Below are 22,006 nucleotides of genomic sequence, written 5' to 3'. Positions count from 1 at the left end.
GATTTATGAACCGATCGGTATTCTTTGCCGCTCTCCGGCGACGGGGCAGCGTGGTGTTCGGCATCTCTCTATCTGTCCTACAGATGGCAGGCGTTGACGCTATCGTCGACGAGGCGCGTCGCCGTGGTGTCAGCCTCTGCCAACTGGCAGCGATCCTTGCAACCGTCTACCACGAAACCGGCAGCTCCATGCTGCCGGTTGAAGAAAATCTCAATTATTCCGCGAAGCGGCTCACCCAAGTGTGGCCTGCTCGATTCCCGACACTTGCGAGTGCCGAACCCTATGCTGGCAAGCCGCAAAAGCTTGCGAACCGGGTCTATGGCGGGCGGCTCGGGAATGTGGAGGCCGATGACGGGTGGCGCTATCGCGGGCGCGGTTTGGCCCAGATAACCGGCAAGGCGAATTATGCGAAGTTCGGCATCGCGGCGGCACCTGAACAGGCGAGCGAGATGGCGACCGCAGTGCGCATCCTGTTCGACGGCATGACGGAGGGGCTTTTTACCGGGAAACGGCTTTCCGACTTCGACACGGACGAGAGCCTTTCCGGGGCGGCAACCGGCTATCGTTATGCGGCATCCCGCGCGATCATCAATGGTGACATCAGGCAAAATGGTCCGAAGATCGAGGCTTATGGTCGGGCGTTCGAGGCGGCATTGCGGGAAGCCGGATATGGCCGGAGTGGCCAGCAAAAGGTGGGGCCGGCAGAGGCGGGCGTCATCGTGGTGCTTCGACCCGGAACGTCGGGATCGGAGGCAAAAGGCGAGGGCGTCAGCGCTTCGGCCCTGTCTCTTGGCAACATCTTCGAACGCCTTGTCACCGTGATTGTCTCAATTTTCGCGAGGCGGGCGAAATGAGCGCCGTGATGATCCGCATCGTGTTGCGCTATGGCGCCGGCTTGCTTGTTGCGAAGGGCTTGCTGGCGCCTGAAACCGGTCCCGCGATTGCCGATGATCCGGACATCCAGATGCTGTTGGAGGTTGGCGTCGGCCTTGCTGCCGGCGTCCTCTCCGAAACCTGGTACGTGCTCGCGCGCCGCCTTGGCTGGGCCAGATGATGCTACCCTGGCCGAAGTTGTTGGCTGGCGGCTTGTTACTCGCCGGCATCGTCTGGCTCGTTCACGAAATCCGGGCCGACGGTGCCCGTTCCATAGCCAATGCTATCGAAAGGCAGAACAATGACGCTCAGAGCCGCGCTCGCGAAAAGCGCTTTGATTACGATTCCTGCCTTGATGCAGGCGGGTTGTGGAACTTCGCAACCGGCCAGTGTTCCGGGTCTGCGGGGCGTCGTCGGAACTGATCTCGTCGGCGCGCGCGGCGCGACTGCGGCCGATCAACGCCGGATTGATCGCACGGCCGTTGGCCTCTGTGCTGCGGAAATCTGGACACGGGCGGAATGCGCCAGGCATGGTGGGCGCGCCGATGTCGGCAGTTGAAATCGATGTTGCCGTTCACCGCCAGCTCGGCGAATTGGTTGCGGGCATGCGCGGCTTGCAAGAATCCATCCGCCGGATCGAGGAGGGCAGCCGCCGTGCCGAGGACAAGTACGCCGCCATTCATGGCAGCGTACATCTACGCATGGAGCAGCTGGTCGATCGCGTGGGTGAGATCGAGGCGTCTGTCTCGGCGATCGGTGCGGACGTCGCGGAGATGAAGCCGGTGACCGACGACGTCAGGCGCTGGAAGCTGATGGGGATCGGCGCATTGGGCGTCACCGGCATCGCGGCGATGGCGCTGGGCGTCAGCTTCGCCGAGGCGATCCGCCGCGTCGTCTTTGTCATCATGGGCAAGGGCTGACGGGGCCGTCTGAGATCGGAGGCGACGGCAACGCCGTCTTGGTGACCCCGAAGGGATAGAAAACGCAAAAACCGCCGCGCGCCCGTTGGGGCGCGCGGCGTGCATTGAATATAGTGGTTTGGAACGATCTTCCTTGGACGAGCGGTCAATCCAGATCTGACTTGTCTCGGAACTCGGCCGGCAAATCTCGTCGACCCAGCTTAGGCCTTCGCGGCGCCCATGATCGGCTTGTTGTCCTTTATCGGGGGAGCGCCAGGTGGCGAGAACCTACCAGGAGATGCGCTGTGGGCTGTCACTTTGGTCGGGTCTTGAGCGGATGCAGCTTGCTGGCGCGCTCAATCGATGGAGCGCCCTAGGTCACAAAGCCGGCACCGCATTCGGCGCTCCTGCGGCCATTCGCCGGGCACCATCCGATACCGAGAAGCGGAGGCGATATTCCTTTGGCGAGAGACCGAGGATCTTGCGGAAGATCTTGCGGTAGGCGTTGGTGTCGTCATAGCCGCTCTGCCAGGCAACCTGCTCGATCGAGAGATGCGAACGCTCCAGCAGATCGCGTGACTTGGCGATCCGCAGCCGCTGGCAATACTCCGTCGGATTGAAGCCGGTCGCCCTCTGGAAGCGACGCAGGAACGTGCGGTCGCCGAGCCCGGCGCGCTCCGCCATAATCTGCAGCGTCACGCCCTTGGTGCTGGTGCCATGCAGCCAGTGCTGGATCTTGAGGATGACGTTGTCGCCGTGATCGAGCTTCGGCGCGAAGACGCTGTAGTAGCTCTGCTCGCGCGCGCCGGGATCGATAATCATGTACCGCGCCGTTGCCAGCATGACGTCGGTTCCGAGGAACCGGTCGACGAGTTTCAGCCCGAGATCGATCCAGGCCATCATGCCGCCGGCGGTGATGATGTCGCCCTCGTCGATCAGCAGCCTGTCGGTGTCGACGCGGATATTGCCGTAGCGGTTGGCGATCAGGTCCTGGTGCGACCAGTGCGTGGTGATGGTACGGCCAGCAGCGAGGCCCGATTCGGCGAGCAGATAGGCGCCGCCGCAGACCGAACAGATGGTCGTGCCGCGTTGATGCTGCTCGCGCACGAAGGCGGGCAGGGTGCCGATGCGCTCCCCGACCGGCAGATCGGCGAGCGTCGGCGGCAGGATCAGCGCCACCAGGCTCGAGGAGGGATCCTGGTGGGTGTCGCGTGATTTCGCCACCGAGCCGTCTTCCTGCAGCTTCCAATGGCTGATGCGGATCTGGGGAGCGTCTACCCCGCTCTGTTCGACCGATTGCATGCTCGCCACCTGGAACATGTCGGTCAGCCCGTGGATCGCCGACATCAGGGCGCGCGGGTAGACGACGATGCCGATCTCCGCCGGTTCGCTTTCCGCTCGTTTTGTCACTTCTGCCCCCATCGTTGTCAGCTTTGCCGGTCGAGAGGTTAGGCCCCCCGATTTATCAATTCAACCATCGCTTCCACGGGATGGAAGCCGGGCAACAGAGATCAAAGAGGTGAGGACAATGACACAGGCAAAAGCAGTTTCCGCAACCGTTTCCAATGGCCTTTCGCGCCGCAACGTTCTTTCGGCAGCCTTCGGTGCCGCCGCCACCGCCGCCGCGGTCAACGCAATGAACATTCCGGCCAAGGCCGCATCCGCCACCGCATCAACCGCCGGCGCGTCCGGCACCGAGGGAGCAAAGACCATGGGCAGCCGCATCACCACCCGCGATGGCGTCGAGATCTACTACAAGGACTGGGGTCCAAAGGATGGCCCGGTCGTCGTGCTCAGCCACGGCTGGCCGCTGTCGTCGGACAGCTGGGAAGCGCAGGCCTTCCACCTCGCCGCCAATGGCTTCCGCGTCATCACCCATGACCGCCGCGGCCATGGCCGCTCGTCGCAGCCCTGGGACGGCAACGACATGGATCATTATGCCGACGATCTGGCCGATCTGATCAATGCGCTCGATCTGAAGGGCATCTTCCTTGCGGGCTTTTCCACCGGCGGCGGCGAGATCAGCCGTTACATCGGCCGCCACGGCACCAGCCGCGTCGCCAAGGCCGGGTTGATCTCGGCGGTGCCGCCGCTGATGGTCAAGACCGACAAGAACCCCGGCGGCCTGCCGAAGGAGGTGTTCGACGGGCTGCAGGCGGCAAGCCTCAAGGATCGCTCGAAGCTCTACCGCGATATCGCCTCGGGTCCGTTCTTCGGCTTCAACCGCCCGGGTGCGGTTGCCTCTCAGGGCATGATCGACAGTTTCTGGCTGCAGGGCATGATGGGCGGTCACAAGAACACCTATGACTCGATCGTTGCCTTCTCGCAGACCGATTTCACCGAGGACCTGAAGAAGTTCGATGTGCCGACCCTGATCATCCATGGCGATGACGACCAGATCGTGCCGATCGACGCGGCCGCGCGGGCTTCGAAGAAGCTCGTCCCACATGCGGAACTGAAGGTCTATGCCGGTGCCCCGCATGGCATCACCGACACACACAAGGACCAGCTCAGCGCCGACCTGCTCGCCTTTGCCAAGGCCTGATGCTTGCTCGCCGGTGGCGCCCAAGGGGCGCACCGGCACCTTTCCTCAGACGTTTCAGCCAAGGACTAAAGCCATGACCTCTTCCCGCATTTCCACCGACGCATCCGGTCTCGATCGTCGTGAATTCCTTGCCGGTTCCAGCGCGATTGCTGCTTCCGTCCTCCTGCCGAAAGGTGCCTACGCCGCTGACATCCATCGCCTTCGGCACGGCAGCTTCGATATTTCCGTCGTCAGCGACGGCTTCATCATGCTGCCGGTGAGCATCGTGCTGCCGGATGCGACGCCTGAAGAGCGGCCGGACATCATGCGCCGCCTCGGCGGCACGCCCGAACGCGCGCCGTTTCATACCAATATCCCCGTCATCCGCACCGGCGGTGATCTGATCGTGGTCGACGACGGCTCCGGCAATCACTTCCAGGAGAGCGCCGGCAAGCTCCGCGCCAATCTGTTGGCCGCTGGCATCGATCCGGGCCTGGTGACGAAGGTGGTACTGACCCACGCCCATCCCGATCATGCCGGAGGCACCCTTGGCGTCGACGGCAAACTGACCTTTCCGAACGCGCAGTATTTCGTTTCGGAGGCCGAGTGGCAGTTCTGGACCGATCCGAACTTCGAAAAGGTGATGCCGCAGGCGTTGCATGGCTTTGCCAAGGGCGCGCAGCGCGACCTCTTTGCCGTTCAGGACCGCCTGACCCTGGTCAAGCCCGGCGACGAGATCGTCAGCGGCATGCAGGTGTTCGATACGCGCGGCCATACGCCCGGCCACATCTCGCTTCAGCTTGCCGGTGGCGACGGGGCGGGACATGACGGCCTGGTGATCACGGGCGATGCGGTGACCAGCAATGTCGTCTTTTTCGAACATCCCGACTGGCATTTCGGCTTCGACATGGATGCCGAACTGGCCTTGAAGAACCGCAAGGCCCTGATCGACAGGGCGGCATCGGAGCGGCTAGCGTTGCTTGGCTATCACTGGGCCCATCCGGGGATCGGGCGCGCCGAGCGGAACGGCTCAGCCTATCGTTTCGTCGCGGCGTTGTAACCGCGACGAGTAGTCCTCAACGAACGCGAGCGACGTTGCCGACGGGCGCCTTCTCAAGCGCCCGTCGATCCATTCTCAGAGTGCGAGCTCGCTGTCCTTGATGTCGCTGATCGGCGCGAGGAACGGCAGGTCGAACGGACGCAGATCGTTGCGTTTGGCGGTCAGCCGCGGCCAGTCGGGATTGACGAGCGCGCCGCGGCCAAGCGCGATCATGTCGGCCCCGGCTTCCATCACCTCCTCTGCGCGTGCGAGATCGTGCAGACTGCCATTGGCGATGAGGAACAGGCGCGGCGCGTGGCGATGGGCAAGCGCCACGAGTGAGGCGTCGCCGCCGTCGAAGGCCGGCTTCCAGGCTTCGAACTCGGTCACGTGAACGAAATCGGCCGGACTTTCGGCCAGCGTCTTGAACACGCGCGCTGCACCCGGTTCGCGTTCGGCCCATTTGTGCCTGAAGTCGTTGACCTTGCCCTGGGAGAGGCGCAGTCCGAGCGGGACGTTGGGGCCTATCGCCGCGCGCACAGCCTTCAGCACCTCGAGCGACAGACCGAGCCGCTGCACGATATCGCCGCCCCAGCGGTCTGTCCGCCGGTTCGAGAAATCGGTGAAGAACTGATCGAGCAGGTAGCCGTTGGCGCCGTGGATCTCGATGCCGTCGAAGCCGGCGACCTCGATGGCCAAGCGAGCGGCATTGGCGAAGCCCTCGATCGCTTCGGCAATCTCGACCTCGCTGATCTCGCGCGGCAAAGGATAGGGGCCGTCGCCATGGTAGCCGGTCATCTGGGTGCCCTTCGGACGTATGGCCGAGGGGCCTACCGTATCCGGGCGGTAGGGGTTGCCCTGTGCCAATGCGCCGCCATGCATGAGCTGCGCGAAGATGCGGCCACCGGCGGCGTGGACTGCATCGACGACGCGGCGCCAGGCAGCCGCCTGTTCCCTGTCGGTCAGGCCGGGCTGGTCCCTGTAGGTCTGGGAATAAGCCTTGTCGGTGTAGATGCCTTCGGTCGTGATCAGGCTGAAGCCGCCTCGGGCGAAGCGTTCGTAGTAGCGGCGCATGCGTTCGCCTGGAACGCCTGCAGCCGAAGCGCTGATGCGGGTCATCGGCGCGACCGACAGGCGGTTGCTGAAATCGAGCCCCTTGAAGGTGACGCCAGTGAAAATGGGAGATGGGAGGATCTGTGGCGCGTTCATGTCAGCGGTCTCCGTCAAGCGCGATCGCTTCGATCTCGATCAGTGCATCGGGTAAATAGAGAGAAGAAACCTCGATCATGCTTTCGGCCGGGTAGGGTGCCGAAAGCCACTTGCGGCGAAGGTCGACCATCTTTCCCGCGTCCTTGGTGGAGCGCAGGAAGATCGTGGTCTTGGCGACCTTGTCGAGCCCGGAGCCGGCGGCCTTCAAGGCGCGGTAGAGATTGTGAAAAGCCTGGTTGGCCTGGTGGTCGAAATCGCCAATGCCGACGATTTCGCCGTCGTCACCGATTGCCGCCTGGCCAGAGACGAAGACGAAGCCGTTGGCCCTGATTGCCTGGGAGAGCAGGAACGGCGCGTAGGGATCCGGCGCGGTGACGACCTGTTCAAGATGCATGGAATGTCCTTTCGATAACGGAACGATTTCCGGCGCTCATCTCAACGGCCTGCATCGAGCGCGATCGCTTCGATCTCGATCAGCGCGTCTGGCGAATAGAGCGAGGAGACCTCGACGATGCTGTCGGCGGGGTAGGGTGCCGAAAACCACTTCCGGCGGAGTTCGATGATCTTTGCGAAATTCTCCATGGAGCGCAGGAAGATCGTAACCTTGACGATCTTGTCGAGGCCGGAACCGGCGGCCTTCAAGGCCCGGTCGAGGTTGCGGAAGGCCTGTTCGGCCTGGCGGTCGAAATCGCCTTCGCCGACGAGCTCGCCGTCATCGCCGATCGCCGCCTGCCCTGAGACGAAAACGAAGCCGTTGGCCTTGATCGCTTGCGAAAGCAGGAAGGGCGCGTAGGGATCGGGCTTGGTGATGACCTGTTCGAGAGACATTGAGATTATCCTTGCATACTTGAGATTTTCTCAGCTTGGCGCTGTTGCCTTGGCTGTTGAACTCAATATGCTGAGGAGATAGCAGGCTGACAAAGAGTGATTTCTCAGCTGATAGATGAGATGAATTCTTCCATGAGGATGCGATGAGGAAGCTGCCGCCGCTCGGCGCCTTGCGGGTCTTCGAAGCGGCCGCCCGCCGACTGAGCTTCAAGCATGCGGCGGAAGAGCTGAACGTTTCGGCGACCGCCGTCAGCCACCAGATCCGGCAGCTGGAGGAGATGCTGGAGGTCAAGCTCTTCGAGCGCGAGACGCGACAGGTGCATCTGACGGCTGCCGGCAAGGCGCTGTTTCCGGTGCTGCGCGATGGTCTCGATCGCTTCGAGCAGGCGATTGCCGACGTGCGCCGCCAGCAGGGGAGCAAGGTCGCGCGGCTGACCTCGACGGTCGCCTTCGTCGCCAAGCGTCTGGCGCCGCTCGCCGGCTCGTTTCGCGAAGCCTATCCGGACTGGACGCTGAGGCTCGACGCTTCCAACCGGACGATCGACCTGGAGGCGGACGCGGACGCCGCAATCCGTCTCGGTGGCGGACACTACCCGGGTCTCATAACCGAGCCGCTCTTTGCCGATCGTTTCGCCCCGGTCTGCGCGCCGCGACTGGTGCCGGCAAGTGCTGCGGATCTCAAACGCTCAACGCTCATTCATTTCGATTGGGGTGCGGCTCGGCGAGACGAGCCGCGTGCGCCGGTCTGGCGGCAATGGCTGGAGCGGGCTGGCATCGCAGATGTCGATGCGAACGCGGGTCTTTCGTTTACCGATGAAATCCATGCCGTTCAGGCCGCCGTAGCCGGGCAGGGCATCGGCCTTTTGAGCCTGACGCTGGTCGCCGAGGAACTCGCCTCGGGCATTCTCGTCCAGCCTTTTCCTGTGACGCTCGAAAGCGACCGCTACGATCTCGTCTATAGCCCACGGATGGCAGATCGACCGGCGACGCAGTTGTTGCGCGATTGGGTGATCGCGCAATTCGGCAGCGGCGACTGCCGCTCCCTCCCATAGTCGCCCCACGAAATGCGTCAGTCAAAATCGAAAATATCATCCGGCTGCCAGCGCCGGCTGGTGAGGCGCAACGACCGGTCCGGCTCGATGATATAGGTTTCGTAGACCTTGCGGCCGTACTGGTCGATGAACTGGTGCGGCACGATGCTGCCGACAGGCGACTTTGTGAGCTTGGTGCGCGGCTGGCCGCCATAGGTGATGCTGCCGGGGATCGGCTCGAGGTTCGACGAATAGCCGTAATAGCTGGAGCCGCCGCTTGCGGTACAGCCGCTCAGAAGCAGAACGACGGAGAGGGCGGCAAGGGCGTTTTTCATGTCGGCGATCCTCGGTTACGGGTGCGCTTGGTAGGGGAGGCGCAGTCAGGTTCCTCGCCTTCAAATGGACTACGGAACGCGCTGCAACACTTTGATCTATTGTACAATTTCCTGATGCAAATCCAAGGGCTCGCAATTATCTAGGCAAGCCTAGCGCCTGCTTCGAGCAAGCCTGGGGCGACGCGGTGGAGGAAGCAGATGGTCCGCCGGCACCGGCGGCAAAAGCGGCGGCCAAGGCGCTCCAACACCCTTTGCTAAAGTGTAGGGCGGCAACGGTGTTTTCCAAGTCGGCAACGTCGCGTGAATGCCTTGCGGTCGCTGGAGAATTTCGCCTTCGTACCCAGATTTGTCGCTGAGCCGGATTCCGGTGCGGAGAAAGATGCGTTACTTCTCTCGTGAACGTTCCGGCGGATCGCGCGTTTCGGCCTTGCGCCAACTGCACGTTCCGTCCCGCCCAGTCCTTTCGCCGAACCCGGGTATTGCATGACCGCCGAACAGTCTCTCGCGTTTATCGTCATCGGCGCCATGATGGTCTTCTTCATCTGGGGGCGGTTTCGATACGACGTGATCGCCTGTTCTGCGCTGATGCTGGCGGTGGCCGTCGGCATCGTGCCTTACGATCATGCCTTCGACGGTTTCAGCGACGACATCGTCATCATCGTCGGCAGTGCCTTGATCGTCAGCGCCGGCGTGGCGCGCTCAGGCGTGGTGGATGCGGCGATCCAGCACTTCCTGCCCAATATCTCGTCGGTCCGGGCCCAGCTTGCGCTGCTGGTCATCACGGTGACGGTGCTTTCCGCCTTCATCAAGAATATCGGGGCGCTGGCGATCATGCTGCCGGTCGCCTTCCAGTTCGCCCGGCGGTCGAATGTCCAGCCTTCGGTCTTCCTGATGCCGATGGCCTTCGGTTCGCTGATTGGCGGGCTGATGACGCAGGTCGGCACCTCGCCGAATATCGTCGTGTCGCGCGTGCGTCAGGAACTGACCGGCGAGAGTTTTACGATGTTCGACTTCACGCCCGTCGGCGCGACCTTGGCGCTGGTCGGCTGCATCTTCCTGCTCTTTGCCTACAAGCTCGTGCCGCAACGGACCAGCAGCCAAGTTTCGGTTCATTCGGCGATCGAGATTACCGACTATACGTCGGAGGCCGTCGTTGCTGCCGGATCTCCCGCGATCGGCAAGTCACTCAGCGCTCTGGTCAAGCTCGGCGATGGCGGTGCCGTCGTCATCGCCATTTTTCGCCGCGGCCTGCATCTGGCGCCGCTGCCCGACATCACGCTTGAAGCCGACGACATCCTGCTGCTTGAAGGCGGGCCGGGGGCGCTCGATCGTATTGTCTCGCAGGCCAAGCTGAAGATCGCCGGAGACCGCTCGCCGGGTAGCCGCGAGAAGGCAGGGTCCGAGATCGAGGCGGTGGAAGCGGTCGTCGGCAGCGGCTCGCCGATCGAAGGCATGTCGGCGCAGCGCCTGGCGCTGTTCAACACCCACAACATCAACCTGCTCGCCGTCAGCCGCCAGGGCGAAAGGCTGAAGCAGCGGCTCGGCAGCATTCGTCTGCGCGCCGGCGACGTCATTGTGTTGCAAGGCGCGCGGCGCGAATTGACGTCTTTTCTGCAGGACTTCGGCTGCCTGCCGCTCGCGCAGCGCGAGATCCTGCTCGGCACCACGCGCAAAGCGCCGTTGCCGCTTCTGGTCCTGGCCGCCGCCATGGGCTCGACGGCAGTCGGCCTCGTGCCGGTGCCGATCGCCTTTTTCGCAGCGGCCCTTGCCATGGTCATCTTCCGCATCATTCCGTTGCGCGACGTCTACCGTTCCGTCGACGGGCCGATCCTCGTGATGCTGGCGGCGCTGATCCCGGTCAGCGATTCCCTGCGCACGACCGGGGGGACGGAAGTCATTGCCGGGTGGCTCGGTACGGTTGCCGCCGGCTTGCCGCCGGCAGGCGCGTTGACCATCATCCTGCTTGCGGCAATGGCGGTCACACCGTTCCTCAACAACGCCGCGACCGTGCTGGTCATGGCGCCGATCGCCGCGAGCTTCGCCGACGCGCTCGGCTATCGGCCGGAAGCCTTCCTGATGGCGACCGCCATCGGCGCCGGCTGCGATTTCCTGACGCCGATCGGCCACCAGTGCAACACACTGGTCATGGGGCCGGGCGGCTACCGGTTCAGCGACTATCCGCGCCTCGGCCTGCCGCTCTCGCTCGTGATCGTTATCGTCAGCATACCGACGCTGATGGTGGTCTGGCCTCTGCGGTAGTTTCCTGACCTGACGTCAGGCCGCTCCGTGCATGACGCAGCAATCGGCCGGCACGGCATGCTGACGTCGGCGGTTTAGACGCTACCCAAGAACCGTGACAAGCACAGCCCCCCAGAGCGCCAGGAGCACGTTGCCGATCGCATAGCCAAGGCCGTAGCCGAGGGTTGGCACCTGGCTGCCGGCAGCCTCCTGCACCGCGGCGAGCGCCGGCGCCGAGGTTCCGGCGCCGCAGCAGGTGCCGGCGAGCACGCCTTCGTTCATGCGGAAGACCCAACGGCCAAGCGCAAGTGCTGCGAGGTGCGAAATCAGGCAGATCAGCAGACTGGCGATCACGAGCGCCGGACCGGACTGAACGAGGCCCGTGACGAAGCTCGGGCCGGCCGAGATGCCGACGCAGGCGATGAAGGCGCAGAGCCCGACGCTGTCGAAGAACCAGAGGGTTGCCTCCGGCACGAAGCCGAACGTGCGCCTGACCGAGCGCAGCCAGCCGGCGACGAGACCGGCGATCAGCACGCCGACCGCAACGCCGAGGCCGATTTCGAGCGCTCCGAGTTTCAGCGCGGGTATGCCGATGAGGCCGCCGAGGAAGATGAAGACGCCGACATAGACCATGTCGGTCGCCGTCGTCTTGCGATCCGCATAGCCGAGCCGGGCAGCGACATCCTCCACATGGCGCCTGGCACCGGCGATCGACATCACGTCACCCCGGCGGATTGTCAGCCCGGGGAAAATCGGGATCGGCTGGCCGGCACGCAGGATGCCGCGCAGGAAGACCGAGCGCGCCTCGGGCTGCTGCTTGAGCTGCCAAAGGCGTTTGCCGGCGACGTCCTTGTTGGTCACCACCACGTCGAGAATTTCGACCGGAATGTCGAGAAGCTCGCGGTCATCGGTCTCGGTGCCGATCCGGCTGGCATATTCCACCAGGAAACCGCGAAGCCCGGCGACCGCAATGATGTCCCCGGCCTGCAGTCGCTCTTGCGGGGCGGGGGAGATGATCTCATTGCCCCTGCGAATCTGCTCGACATAGGCCTTCTGATGCTCAGGGACTCGCGCCTCCGCTTCCGCCACGGTCAGGCCGACCAGATTATCGGCGATCTCAAAGGCGCGCGCTTCGATCTCGCGGCGGGCGGTATCGCCGCTGTTCTCCGGGGCGATGTTGAGTTCGGCTTCGAGCTCGGCGCAGGCTTCCTTCAGGCTGCGGCCGAACATGCGCGGTGCGAGCTGCGACTGGACGAGGATCGCGGTGACGACGCCGACGAGATAGGCGACCGCAAAGCCGGTGGCCACGGCGGATTCGAATTGGGTGACGGCTTCGGGTGTTGGCGCCGTCTTGCGGAAGGTGTCGATGGCGACGCCGACGGTCGCCGATTCCGTTGCCCCGCCCGCAAGGACGCCTGCGGCCGTGCCGAGATCGAAACCGAACAGGATCGAAAGAAGGATCGCCGCCGCGAGCGCCGCGACGCAGAGCGTCACCGTGACGGCGATCTGGGGCAGGGCATCGGCATTGAGGCTCTGGAAGAATTGCGGGCCGGTGCGGTAGCCGATGGCGAAGAGGAACAGCAGGAAGAACGCCTGCTTCACGTCGTTCGACAACACGGCGCCCGTCTGTCCGATCAGCACGCCCGCCAGCAGGCAGCCGGTAACGGCGCCGATGGTCACGCCGAAGATGGTGATCTTGCCGACGGCGTAGCCGATGCCGAGCGCGAGGAAGAGGGCGAGCTCCGGATGCGCTCTGAGGATGCCGAACAGGTGATCGATCACGCCGCTTTACTCCCAACTCCATGCCGAAGGGGCGCCTTCAGCCTGATGATGCGCTGCTCACTTGCCGGCAGGACCCTGCCGGAAAATCCGGGGTGGCTGGGTATCAGGGCGTCTGCTCACGCCCTTCTGCATGTGTCCTTCAATCGTCGCCGCTTGAAGGACAAAACATGCAGCATTCGAAAATGCTACAGCGACCGTTGCGCGTCTAATTGGACGCGCGGCGCTGCAGGGGGAGGCGGCCGACGGGTTTGCCGGCCGCTTTGCTCGGCTAGCTGATCTTCAGGCCCTTGGCCGCCTGGTAGGTCTGCACGTAGCCACGCGCCACGGAGCGCACGGCACGGCCGATCTGCGAATAGGCGTCGTCATTGAGGTTGGCGAAGGAAACGCGCGCCGACCAGTTTGGCGCGTCGAAGCCGGAGCCGTTCAAGAGAACGATGCCGTGGTCCTCGGCCAGTCGGAAGGGAATGTCGAGCGGATGGATGTTGTCCTTCACCCATTCGACAACATCCTGCCCGACATATTTGCGCAGCCAGAACTCGAAATCGATGATGCCGTAATAGTGGTCGAAATAGATGCCCGGGTTGGACTCGACGCCCATGCCGTTTACGAGGTTCCAGAACCGCTTCGTGCAGATGGCGATGCAGGCCTTCTGGTAGGCCTTCTCGACATCCATCAGCTCGACCAGGCTGAAGAGCGACATCATCACCTGCTGGGGAAGCGACAGGCCGGCGGTGTGGTTCAGCGCCACGTCGCGGCTGTCGGCGACGATGCGGTCGATGAACTTCACCTCGCGCGGCTTCGGCGTCATCGCCTTGTAGCGCTTTTCCAGAAGCTTTTGGATCGGCTCGGGATGCGCCTTGATCCTCTCGTCGAAGATATTGTCCTGGGCAACGGCCACCACGCCGAGGCGCCAGCCGGTGCAGCCGAAGTACTTCGAATAGGAATAGACGCCGATGGTGTTGCGCGGCAGATGGCCGAGCAATGACTGGAACCCCGGGACGAAGGTGCCGTAGACGTCATCGGTAAGGATGATCAGATCGGGACGCTTGTTGTTTACGAGATCGACAAGGCGCTTGATCGAATCCGGATCCATCGCGACGGCCGACGGGTTACCGGGGTTGACCAGGAACAGCGCCTTCACCTCGGGGTTTTCCAGCGCCTTGATGTCATCGTCGGTGAACTGGAAGCGATCTTCCTGCTCGGCGCTGACATTGATGGTCTTCAGCGTGTAGTCCTCGAGCTGCGGCATCTCGAGATAGGGAGTGAAGATCGGCGTTCCGAGCGCGATCGTGTCGCCGGCGTTGAGGATGCGGGCGTTCTTCAAGGCCTTGAAGATGTAGCACATGGCGGCGGTGCCGCCTTCGACCGGGTAGAGGTCGAATTTCACGCTTGGCCGGTGGCCGGCGCACATCGCCCACATCAGATATTCGTGGGTGATGATCTCGTTGTGATGCAGCGCCCGATCGGGGACCGGATAGTTGTCGCCGATGATCGAGTCGGTCAGCTCATGCACGAATCCATCCGGGTCGAAGCCGAAGGTGTTGATGGCATAGGCGACGGCGTCACCGAGGGTTTTGGCGGCCGGGACGCCTTCGTCTTCCTCGTCCACGGTTTCCGTGCTTTGAAGCTGTTTCTTGATCCACTTCTGGAACCGCGCATGCGCGCCGTCCTGGGGCGGCATGCCGGCGACGCCCGCCTTCGGATCGTAGTAGGCGCGTTTAGCCTCCGTCAGGGCGAACTGGCCGAGCAGGAAGAAGGCTTCGCGGGCGCGCGTTGCCGTCCAGTTCGGGTTGCCGCGGCCGGCATTGAGGAAGGCCTTGGCGGATTTCTGCGAGCTCGTCTTGGCGAGCTTGATCAGTTCGTCCTTGATTTCGAACGGGCTGAGATCGGAAATGCTGTCGTAGAATTTTCTGTCCAACATGATCCACACTCCCTGTGATCTATGAAATTGGAACAATGGTCTCGGTTCGCCGGCGCGCCTCAGGCGAGCATGATGACGATGACGAGGCCGAAGATGGTGAGCAGCGTGTTGCCGATGGCGTAGGGCATGCCGTAGCCAAGCGCCGGCACCTTGCTCTTGGCCGCCTCCTGGATCATGCCGAGCGCTGCGGTCGTGGTCCTGACGCCGGCGCAGGCGCCAAACAGGATCGCCGGGTGGAACTTGAAGACATAGTGGCCGATCAGCACCGAGGCGATCATCGGGATGGAGGTTGCAACGACTCCCCAGATGAACAGCGAAATGCCAACCTCCTGGAGGCCTGCGACGAAGCCCGGTCCGGCGCCGATACCGACCACGGCGATGAAGATGTTGAGGCCGAGCGTGTTCAACAGCCACAGCGCCGGCGACGGGATGCGGCCGAAGGCGGGGTAGGTGGTGCGCAGCCAGCCGAGCACGAGACCGGCAAGCAGGGCGCCGCCTGACGTGGATAGCCCGATCGGAATACCGCCGATCGTTATCGTCAGCGCCCCGATCATCGCGCCGATGAACAGACCCCAGCCGAGGAAGGCGATGTCGGTGGTTTCGACCGGGCGATCGGCAAAGCCGAGAGCCTTGATCGCCGCTTCGACGTGCCTCCTGGCGCCGCCGATGGTGACGATGTCGCCACGCTCGACGGTCGTGCCGGGAAGGACCGGGATCTCGACCAGCGAGCGCACGATCTTGCGGGCATAGACGCCGCGCGCCCAATCCATCGTGCTGACTTCGGCGAGTGTCTTTCCGGCCAGCGCCTTGCTGGTCACGTAGACGTCGACGATCTCGGCCTCCGCGTTCAGAAGCTCCTTGTCCTCGACCTCCGTCAGCTTGCTGTCCAGGTTTTCGACGAGCAGGGCGCGCCTGCCCGAGAAGGCGACGACGTCGCCCGGCTGCAGCACGGTGTTGCCATCCGCTTCGATGATCTGATCGCCTCTTCGCAGGCGCTCGACGAAGACGCGAATGCCGGGAAGCAGGTTCTTGACCGGCGTTCCGGTTAGCCCGCTTGCTTCGTCGATCCGATAGGCCCGAAGGCCGAAATCATGATAGGCGCGGGTGATGCCGGGTTCGCTGCTCTCGGTGCCGCCGCCGAGCTTGGTCTCATACTCCTTGCAGGCCGCCGGAAGATCGATGCCGAGAAGTTTTGGGCCAAGCTGGGCGAGGATGATGGCAGAGCCGATCGTGCCCCAGATGTAGGTGACCGCATAGGCAATCGGAATCTGGTCGGCAAAGGTCTTGGCCTGCTCCGGCGTCAGCCCGAGCGAATTGATCTGGTCCGTGGCAACGCCGATCGCAGCCGAGATCGTCTGCGACCCGGCATACATGCCGGCGCCGTAGCCAAGCGGAAGCCCGGCGATCAGCGCGCAGAGATAGGGAACGATGAGGCACAGCACCAGGACAGACAGCGCAAAGGCAATCTGTTTCGGCCCATCGGTGCTCAAGCCGCGCACGAATTGCGGGCCGACACCGTAGCCGACGGCGAACAGGAAGATCAGGAACAAGGTGGACTTCAGATCACCGGAAACCTGGATGCCCAGCTGCCCGATGAGAACACCCGCCAGAAGCGTAGCGGTGACGTTTCCGAGATTGAACCCCGCGACCTTGATGGGCCCGATCAGGAAACCGATGCCGAGGGCGAGGAAGACGGCGACCGGCGGATAGGTCCGAAGCGTCTCGACGAAGAAGTCAATTGGATTCACTGCCATCCCCTGTAGAAAGTTGCGTTGCCATCACTTCATTTCGGGACTTGCGCGGCTAAGTTGATTTTATCGGTGGCTTGTCGATGCCCAATCCTAGCTTTGGCAATTGTCGCTTCGGCTGCTGATTTTCTCAACGGCCTTGGGGTTACGTGAGCGTAACGTACGTTAAATTTCTGGCTTTTGCGGCCAGTGGGGGCTGATGAGCGCTGCGCGGCATCGGTCCGAAAGCGTCGGGTCGGGCGGTCGTGCGAAGGCAAGTTCGGGAGGGCGGCGGCGCGCCGGTCCCGATGAAGGCACACGGTCCCACTACGGCGGATTTCGCCGGCTATTCAACTCTGGCATTGTATTTCTATGTTATCGCATAACGGATGGACATGACGAAACGCCGCATGTCGATGGACCCGGAGCACATGCCCCCGCAGTTGCTTCATCCGCGCGCCGCGAAGCTTGAAGTGACGGGGGCGCTCATCCGTTCGTTTCACGAGCAAGGCCGGCAATTGCGGCCAGTCTTGCGCTCCGCTTCAGATGGCGACGCCTTCGAGTGCTATGATCCGTGTCCTGGCACAGCGCTCACGGATCGCCTTCAGGCGCTGATAGTCCGGCGATTGGTACCAGGAGAGCAAGGCTTGCATGTCCGGGAACTCAAGGATGACGAGCCGGTGCGGTTCCCAGTCGCCTTCAAGCACCCGGGTTGCGCCACCGCGGCCGAGATAACGCCCGCCATAGCGGGCCTCCGTCGCCGGCACCTCTCTTTTGTATTCCTCGAAGGTCGCTGCATCGGTGATATCGACATCGGCGATCAAATAGGCAGCCATGGCAGAGCTCCTTTCCCGACAAGCCAAGGAGCAAGGATACGCCGGTCGTCGCCGTCAGGCGAGACTCTCGCCCGCGGCGGCCGGCAGGGTGACTTAGGATCATTTCCTTGTTGATTGTTGTTATGTTATTTTATAACAGTCGGTACATGACGAAACGCCGCATGTTGATAGATCCCGGCCGCCCAACCCCATCGGTTGTATCCGCTGCCGATTCATGCGAGGAAGAGCGCGATGGTGCTGCGTCCGCGACAATGCGGAAGCGGCTGAAAAGGGAACACGGAACGGACGACCCTGACGGGACCGAAACCGTGGCTGCCCCCGCAACTGTGAGCGGACAGCGCATTCACACCATGTCACTGGCCAAAGGCCGGGAAGACGTGGATGCGCCGCGACCCGCGAGCCAGGAGACCTGCCATCGAACCGATCAACCACAACGGACGGGGTGTTCCGATGGAAAAGAACTGGCTTTCGCGCGACGGTTTTCCGTCACCCTGCCGCTTCGCCATCTCTTGCCGTCAGTCCGGCGGAGAGAGAGAATGGCTGAGCCGACTTCAAGACAGCATAAGATAACGGTCTGCACCGATTGCCGCTTTACCGGCGGCCCCTGCATGCCGGGCGCCGAGCTGATAAAGCGGCTCAACCGCAGCATTGCCGCCCTCGGCGCGCCGCTCGATAGTGATTTCTCGATTGCCGGCACGGTCTGCATGGCGGCATGCACGCGCCCCTGCACCATCGCCTTCCAGGCGACGGGCAAGGCGACCTATCTCTTTGGCGACATTTCGCCGGAAGAGGACATCGACGATCTCGTCCGCTTTGCCGCCACCTATGTGGAGCGCGGCGACGGCATGACGCGGGCTGCCGAACGGCCGCGCGGACTGAAGGGCAAGACGCTCGCCCGCATCCCGGCGGCCATGCTCGTCTCCGAAGACGTTGCGGGCCATTTCCAATGAGTGCGACACGCATGCGCTCAAGCGCGTTTGGTGCGTCGGGGATGGACGCGTGGCGCTGCCGGGGTGGGATCAGACCATGACCTGCACCGCAACAGGAGCCGCCCTTCGCGTTAAGGGGCTTTGCTGGGGGCCGCGCCCGGGGTTGAAGCTGGTCGACGACATGGACTTCGCGATCGAGGCGGGCAGCCGGCTTGCGATCCTCGGGCCGAACGGGGCCGGCAAGACCTCGCTTCTGCGCTGCCTTTACCGGGCGGTGCAGCCGAATGCGGGCCGCATCGAGGTCGACGGCGTCGACCTCTGGTCGACCTCGGCGCGCGAAGCGGCGAAAACGATCGCCGTCGTGCTTCAGGAAATGCCCGGCGATTTTCCCTTCAGCGTGCGCGACGTGGTGATGATGGGCCGCATCCCGCGGCGGGAGGGGCTCAACGGCTGGACGGACACCGACCGTGAGCGCGTGCAGCACGCGCTCTCCCATCTCGATCTCGCCCATCTGGCCGGCCGCCAGTTCTCGACGCTCTCGGGCGGCGAGAAACAGCGGGTGCTGATTGCCCGGGCGCTTGCCCAGGAGCCGCGCATCATCATCCTCGATGAGCCGACCAACCATCTCGACATCCGCCACCAGCTCGAAATCCTCGAGCTCTTGCAGACGCTGAAGCTGACGATCGTATCGACGCTGCACGACATCAATCTCGCCGCCGAATTCGCGACTGACGTGGCGATCGTGACGGCGGGGCGGCTCACCGCCTTTGGCACACCCGACGCGGTGCTGAGCCCGCGGGCGCTGTCCTCCGCCTTCGGTGTCACCGCCACCGCCCACAGCACCGCCGTTGCCGGCACCGCCCGTTTCTCCTTTTCACTTCCTCGGGATCCATTTCATGAAGATCAACATTGCCTCCTCTGCCTTCCTGTTTCTCATCGCCACTGCTGTGCCGGCGCTCGCCTATCCGGTCACCGTCAAGAGCTGCAACCGCGAGGTGACCTTCGATGCCGCGCCGAAGCGGGCGATCGCCAACGACGTCAATCTGGTCGAGATGATGCTGGCGCTGAAACTGCAGGACCACATGGTCGGCTACACCGGCGTTTCCGGCTGGAAGACGCTGGATGAAAAGCTGCGCGAGGGCGTCAAGGAACTGCCGGAGCTTGCGGAGAAATATCCGACCAAGGAAGTGCTCCTCAACGCCGACGCCGATTTCTTCTTCGCCGGCTGGAACTACGGCATGAAGGTCGGCGGCGAGGTGACGCCCGAGACCTTGGCGCCGTTCAAGATCGGCGTCTACGAACTGACCGAATCCTGCATCCATGTCATGGCCAGGGAAAAGCCTACGATGGACGACATGTTCGTCGATCTCCTCAACCTCGGCCGCATCTTCGGGGTCGAGGATCGCGCCGAGGCGCTGGTCGACGGCTACCGCCGCCAACTGGCCGCGATCACCGAGGCAAATGCCGGCCGCGAAAAGCCGACGCGCGTCTTCGTCTATGATTCCGGCGAAGAAAAGCCCTTCACATCCGGCCGCTTCGGCATCCCGACGGCGATGATCGAGGCGGCCGGTGGCGCCAACATCATGGACGACGTCGACAAGAGCTGGGTGGAGGTCTCCTGGGAGCCGGTGATCGATCGCAATCCGGAGGTCGTGGTGATCGTCAACTACGGCGAGGTGAAGGCCGAGGACAAGATTGCCTTCATGAAGAACAATCCGGCCTTCGCCAATATCGATGCGGTGAAAAACGACCGCTTCGTGGTCCTCGATTATGTCGAGGCGACGCCGGGGCCGCGCAACATCGACGCCATTGCCCGGCTCGCCGAGGTCTTTCACGGCGAAGGCCTGTAACCGATGCTGGCTGAGGATACGTCGCCTGGTCCCGCTACCGTTTCGCGGGTTCTCTCCGTTCGGGCGATCCGCGGCGGGGTCGGGGTGTTCGCGGCGCTGCTTTTGCTTCTTCTGACTGTGACCGTGGGCGTGTCGCTCGGCTCGGCGCCGATCCCGGTAACCACCGTCTGGTCGATCGTCGCCAGCAAGCTCGCGCCCGGCAGCGTCGAGGCCTTCTGGTCGGCGGGGCGCGAAAGCATCGTCTGGGACGTGCGCCTGCCGCGGGTCATGCTGGCGGGGCTTGTCGGCGCCGGATTGGCGCTGACAGGCGCCGTGCTGCAATCGGTCACGCGCAATCCGCTTGCCGATCCGCATCTGCTCGGCGTCTCCTCGGGCGGCGCGCTCGGGGCGATCGTCGCACTGCTCCACACCGGAATGATCCTCGGTCTTCTCACGGTGCCGCTCTTTGCCTTTGGCGGCGCGCTGCTGGCAACCGTGCTGGTCGCTTTCGTTTCCCGCGCTCTAGGCACCAGTGCCGATCGCCTGGTGCTTGCCGGCGTCGCCGTCGCCTTCGTGCTGACGTCGATCGGCAATCTCATGATCTTCCTGGGGGATCCGCGGGCGACGCACACGGTGATCTTCTGGATGCTCGGCGGCCTTGGCCTGGCGCAATGGCCGCATCTCATCTATCCGGCGCTCGTGCTGTCAGTCTCGCTCGGCTGGCTGGTCGTCCGATCGCGGGAAATCAACGCGCTTGCCATGGGCGACGAGACGGCGATGACGCTCGGCATTCCCGTGCGCCGCTTCCGTCTGACGCTCTTCGTCGTCACCGCGCTCCTGACCGGGGTCATGGTGGCCTTTTCCGGAGCGATCGGCTTCGTCGGGCTGATGGTGCCGCATTTCGTGCGGCTCTTTGCCGGCAGCGACAATGTCCGGGTCATCCCGTTCTCGGCCTTCTTTGGCGCCTTGACGCTGATCATGGCCGACCTCGTGGCCCGCGTCATCATGGCGCCGGAGGACATGCCGATCGGCGTCGTTACCGGCATTGTCGGCGGCATCGCCTTTGTTGCCATCCTCACGCGGCGCGCGTAAGGCGTGCATCGACATTGGGCATGCATGGAAATGGGCCGGTCCGCGCCTATGTCTTAGCGCATGTCTCCTTGAATCGAACTCGATTTAAGGACAAAGACATGCAGAAAATCAAAGTGCTACAGCGACCATTGCGCGTCTGATAAGACGCGCGGCGCTGTAGCGCATGCATGGCTGCCCGATCAGGCCTCGAAAGGGGCAGGACCGGCAGAAGAGCGGTGCGAGGGAGCAAATGACGAACGAAGTTGAAATCTGCACGCCGGATGACGTTTTGAGCTTCTGGTTCGGCGAGCTCACCTATGACGACTGGTTCACGATGAGCGGCGAACTGGATAAGGCCTGCATTCGTCGTTTCCAGGCATCGCACCTGGCGCTTGCCCGCGGGGTCAGCGAGATCTGGCGCGCAACGCCGGAGAACCGGCTGGCGGCGATCATCCTGCTCGACCAGATGCCGCGCAACATGTATCGCGGCACGCCGCTTGCCTTCGCGACCGATTGCCTGGCACTGCACGAGGCGAAGCTTGCCGTCGGCATCGGTGCCGACATGGCGATCAAGCCGGAAGCGCGCGCCTTCGTCTATCTGCCGTTCGAGCATTCGGAAAACCTGACCGACCAGACCATGTCGGTGAAGCTTTTCACCGAACTCGGCGATGCCGACTATCTCGACTATGCCATCCGCCACCGCGAGGTGATCGAACAATTCGGCCGCTTCCCGCACCGAAATGCGCTCCTGGCCCGCGTCTCGACAGACGCCGAGCTTGCCTATCTGGCACAGCCCGGCGCCGGCTTCTGACGAAAAATCCGGCGCTGGAGCGCAATTGGCGGCGTCTTTTGCATCTTTCCGCCGTCTTTCGTATTCACACCGCATTGTGACGACCACTGACGCGATTCCGCACCATGGTCTCAACCTGCAAGGA

The 22,006-nt window shown here is 63.3% G+C and carries 22 protein-coding genes and 1 riboswitch; of the genes, 13 read left to right on the top strand and 9 right to left on the bottom strand.

Annotated elements, in window-relative coordinates; translation table 11 throughout:
- Positions 1–50 precede the first annotated feature (50 nt).
- The 4 genes from AC070A_RS00925 (at position 51) to AC070A_RS00910 (ending at position 1,793) form a co-directional block, all read left to right on the top strand.
- Positions 51–854, top strand: coding sequence for a hypothetical protein (locus tag AC070A_RS00925; RefSeq protein ID WP_494773555.1), 804 nt, complete (start codon positions 51–53; stop codon positions 852–854).
- Complete coding sequence (locus AC070A_RS00920; RefSeq protein ID WP_058323330.1) at positions 851–1,054, top strand: hypothetical protein; 204 nt, start codon at positions 851–853, stop codon at positions 1,052–1,054. Before AC070A_RS00925 ends, AC070A_RS00920 begins: the two co-directional genes overlap by 4 nt.
- A 120-nt stretch (positions 1,055–1,174) precedes the next feature.
- Entirely contained in the window at positions 1,175–1,432 is a 258-nt protein-coding gene (locus AC070A_RS00915) for a hypothetical protein (RefSeq protein ID WP_113736983.1), read from the top strand.
- A complete protein-coding gene (locus AC070A_RS00910; RefSeq protein WP_309140267.1) occupies positions 1,404–1,793 on the top strand; it encodes a DUF1515 family protein in 390 nt (129 codons plus the stop codon). Before AC070A_RS00915 ends, AC070A_RS00910 begins: the two co-directional genes overlap by 29 nt.
- A 357-nt stretch (positions 1,794–2,150) precedes the next feature.
- Here AC070A_RS00910 and AC070A_RS00905 read toward each other — a convergent pair whose 3' ends face one another.
- Positions 2,151–3,182: a GlxA family transcriptional regulator gene (locus AC070A_RS00905; protein WP_309239022.1), complete on the bottom strand. Its 1,032-nt coding sequence runs from the start codon at positions 3,180–3,182 to the stop codon at positions 2,151–2,153.
- 118 nt (positions 3,183–3,300) lie between these two features.
- On the opposite strand from AC070A_RS00905, the gene AC070A_RS00900 reads away from it, so the two are divergent.
- Both AC070A_RS00900 and AC070A_RS00895 read left to right on the top strand, forming a co-directional pair.
- Positions 3,301–4,317, top strand: a complete 1,017-nt coding sequence (locus AC070A_RS00900) for an alpha/beta fold hydrolase (protein ID WP_192494765.1) — start codon at positions 3,301–3,303, stop codon at positions 4,315–4,317.
- Between the two features lie 73 nt (positions 4,318–4,390).
- Positions 4,391–5,356 carry an MBL fold metallo-hydrolase gene (locus AC070A_RS00895; RefSeq protein WP_192494764.1) on the top strand — a complete coding sequence of 322 codons (966 nt, stop codon included), beginning with the start codon at positions 4,391–4,393 and terminating at the stop codon, positions 5,354–5,356.
- A gap of 75 nt (positions 5,357–5,431) precedes the next feature.
- Here AC070A_RS00895 and AC070A_RS00890 read toward each other — a convergent pair whose 3' ends face one another.
- Genes AC070A_RS00890 through AC070A_RS00880 form a run of 3 tightly spaced genes read right to left on the bottom strand, consistent with a single transcriptional unit; the run spans position 5,432 to position 7,372 of the window.
- Entirely contained in the window at positions 5,432–6,544 is a 1,113-nt protein-coding gene (locus AC070A_RS00890) for an NADH:flavin oxidoreductase (protein WP_113737991.1), read from the bottom strand.
- 1 nt (position 6,545) lies between these two features.
- A complete protein-coding gene (locus tag AC070A_RS00885) occupies positions 6,546–6,938 on the bottom strand; it encodes a RidA family protein (protein ID WP_113737992.1) in 393 nt (130 codons plus the stop codon).
- Positions 6,939–6,979: 41 nt separating this feature from the next.
- Entirely contained in the window at positions 6,980–7,372 is a 393-nt protein-coding gene (locus AC070A_RS00880; protein ID WP_113737993.1) for a RidA family protein, read from the bottom strand.
- Positions 7,373–7,515: 143 nt separating this feature from the next.
- On the opposite strand from AC070A_RS00880, the gene AC070A_RS00875 reads away from it, so the two are divergent.
- Entirely contained in the window at positions 7,516–8,424 is a 909-nt protein-coding gene (locus AC070A_RS00875; protein ID WP_065377312.1) for a LysR substrate-binding domain-containing protein, read from the top strand.
- 17 nt (positions 8,425–8,441) lie between these two features.
- On the opposite strand, the gene AC070A_RS00870 is transcribed toward AC070A_RS00875, so the two are convergent.
- Complete coding sequence (locus tag AC070A_RS00870) at positions 8,442–8,738, bottom strand: hypothetical protein (protein WP_057254026.1); 297 nt, start codon at positions 8,736–8,738, stop codon at positions 8,442–8,444.
- A gap of 483 nt (positions 8,739–9,221) precedes the next feature.
- Here AC070A_RS00870 and AC070A_RS00865 point away from each other — a divergent pair, with 483 nt between their 5' ends.
- Positions 9,222–10,997, top strand: a complete 1,776-nt coding sequence (locus AC070A_RS00865) for an SLC13 family permease (RefSeq protein WP_218372985.1) — start codon at positions 9,222–9,224, stop codon at positions 10,995–10,997.
- An 81-nt stretch (positions 10,998–11,078) separates the two neighbouring features.
- On the opposite strand, the gene AC070A_RS00860 is transcribed toward AC070A_RS00865, so the two are convergent.
- The 4 genes from AC070A_RS00860 to AC070A_RS00845 form a co-directional block, all read right to left on the bottom strand.
- Positions 11,079–12,758: an aspartate:alanine exchanger family transporter gene (locus tag AC070A_RS00860; RefSeq protein ID WP_218372984.1), complete on the bottom strand. Its 1,680-nt coding sequence runs from the start codon at positions 12,756–12,758 to the stop codon at positions 11,079–11,081.
- Between the two features lie 268 nt (positions 12,759–13,026).
- Entirely contained in the window at positions 13,027–14,679 is a 1,653-nt protein-coding gene (locus tag AC070A_RS00855) for a bifunctional aspartate transaminase/aspartate 4-decarboxylase (RefSeq protein ID WP_057254032.1), read from the bottom strand.
- A 59-nt stretch (positions 14,680–14,738) separates the two neighbouring features.
- The gene (gene aspT / locus AC070A_RS00850; protein ID WP_309239021.1) at positions 14,739–16,427 is read right to left on the bottom strand and encodes an aspartate-alanine antiporter; all 1,689 of its coding nucleotides are present in this window, start codon (positions 16,425–16,427) and stop codon (positions 14,739–14,741) included.
- 521 nt (positions 16,428–16,948) lie between these two features.
- On the bottom strand, positions 16,949–17,242 hold the full coding sequence (locus tag AC070A_RS00845) for a DUF1330 domain-containing protein (protein WP_058327048.1): 294 nt from the start codon (positions 17,240–17,242) through the stop codon (positions 16,949–16,951).
- Between the two features lie 215 nt (positions 17,243–17,457).
- Positions 17,458–17,673, top strand: a riboswitch (cobalamin riboswitch).
- A gap of 105 nt (positions 17,674–17,778) precedes the next feature.
- On the opposite strand from AC070A_RS00845, the gene AC070A_RS00840 reads away from it, so the two are divergent.
- The 5 genes from AC070A_RS00840 (at position 17,779) to AC070A_RS00820 (ending at position 21,882) form a co-directional block, all read left to right on the top strand.
- The gene (locus AC070A_RS00840) at positions 17,779–18,192 is read left to right on the top strand and encodes a DUF1636 family protein (RefSeq protein WP_113737995.1); all 414 of its coding nucleotides are present in this window, start codon (positions 17,779–17,781) and stop codon (positions 18,190–18,192) included.
- Between the two features lie 160 nt (positions 18,193–18,352).
- A complete protein-coding gene (locus AC070A_RS00835) occupies positions 18,353–19,297 on the top strand; it encodes an ABC transporter ATP-binding protein (RefSeq protein ID WP_375293054.1) in 945 nt (314 codons plus the stop codon).
- Positions 19,224–20,021, top strand: coding sequence for an ABC transporter substrate-binding protein (locus AC070A_RS00830; protein ID WP_375374105.1), 798 nt, complete (start codon positions 19,224–19,226; stop codon positions 20,019–20,021). The genes AC070A_RS00835 and AC070A_RS00830 overlap by 74 nt, the downstream gene beginning before the upstream one ends.
- A 3-nt stretch (positions 20,022–20,024) precedes the next feature.
- Entirely contained in the window at positions 20,025–21,092 is a 1,068-nt protein-coding gene (locus tag AC070A_RS00825) for a FecCD family ABC transporter permease (protein WP_192494761.1), read from the top strand.
- A 229-nt stretch (positions 21,093–21,321) separates the two neighbouring features.
- Entirely contained in the window at positions 21,322–21,882 is a 561-nt protein-coding gene (locus AC070A_RS00820) for a DUF924 family protein (RefSeq protein WP_057254039.1), read from the top strand.
- Positions 21,883–22,006 lie beyond the last annotated feature (124 nt).

Source organism: Ensifer sp. GW101-20A05 (assembly GCF_059424735.1).
The sequence above is the reverse complement of the archived record's forward strand: the minus strand, read 5'-3'. Positions and strand labels throughout refer to the sequence as shown.

Bases quoted from the DNA above. Each gene is read 5' to 3' on its own strand.
- AC070A_RS00885 (WP_113737992.1), bottom strand. From the start codon at position 6,938: ATGCATCTTGAACAGGTCGTCACCGCGCCGGATCCCTACGCGCCGTTC.
- AC070A_RS00840 (WP_113737995.1), top strand. From the start codon at position 17,779: ATGGCTGAGCCGACTTCAAGACAGCATAAGATAACGGTCTGCACCGAT.
- AC070A_RS00920 (WP_058323330.1), top strand. From the start codon at position 851: ATGAGCGCCGTGATGATCCGCATCGTGTTGCGCTATGGCGCCGGCTTG.
- AC070A_RS00845 (WP_058327048.1), bottom strand. From the start codon at position 17,242: ATGGCTGCCTATTTGATCGCCGATGTCGATATCACCGATGCAGCGACC.
- AC070A_RS00855 (WP_057254032.1), bottom strand. From the start codon at position 14,679: ATGTTGGACAGAAAATTCTACGACAGCATTTCCGATCTCAGCCCGTTC.
- AC070A_RS00830 (WP_375374105.1), top strand. From the start codon at position 19,224: ATGATGCTGGCGCTGAAACTGCAGGACCACATGGTCGGCTACACCGGC.
- AC070A_RS00910 (WP_309140267.1), top strand. From the start codon at position 1,404: ATGGTGGGCGCGCCGATGTCGGCAGTTGAAATCGATGTTGCCGTTCAC.
- AC070A_RS00870 (WP_057254026.1), bottom strand. From the start codon at position 8,738: ATGAAAAACGCCCTTGCCGCCCTCTCCGTCGTTCTGCTTCTGAGCGGC.
- AC070A_RS00835 (WP_375293054.1), top strand. From the start codon at position 18,353: ATGGACTTCGCGATCGAGGCGGGCAGCCGGCTTGCGATCCTCGGGCCG.
- AC070A_RS00875 (WP_065377312.1), top strand. From the start codon at position 7,516: ATGAGGAAGCTGCCGCCGCTCGGCGCCTTGCGGGTCTTCGAAGCGGCC.
- AC070A_RS00900 (WP_192494765.1), top strand. From the start codon at position 3,301: ATGACACAGGCAAAAGCAGTTTCCGCAACCGTTTCCAATGGCCTTTCG.
- AC070A_RS00820 (WP_057254039.1), top strand. From the start codon at position 21,322: ATGACGAACGAAGTTGAAATCTGCACGCCGGATGACGTTTTGAGCTTC.
- AC070A_RS00895 (WP_192494764.1), top strand. From the start codon at position 4,391: ATGACCTCTTCCCGCATTTCCACCGACGCATCCGGTCTCGATCGTCGT.
- AC070A_RS00865 (WP_218372985.1), top strand. From the start codon at position 9,222: ATGACCGCCGAACAGTCTCTCGCGTTTATCGTCATCGGCGCCATGATG.
- AC070A_RS00890 (WP_113737991.1), bottom strand. From the start codon at position 6,544: ATGAACGCGCCACAGATCCTCCCATCTCCCATTTTCACTGGCGTCACC.
- AC070A_RS00880 (WP_113737993.1), bottom strand. From the start codon at position 7,372: ATGTCTCTCGAACAGGTCATCACCAAGCCCGATCCCTACGCGCCCTTC.
- AC070A_RS00825 (WP_192494761.1), top strand. From the start codon at position 20,025: ATGCTGGCTGAGGATACGTCGCCTGGTCCCGCTACCGTTTCGCGGGTT.
- AC070A_RS00915 (WP_113736983.1), top strand. From the start codon at position 1,175: ATGACGCTCAGAGCCGCGCTCGCGAAAAGCGCTTTGATTACGATTCCT.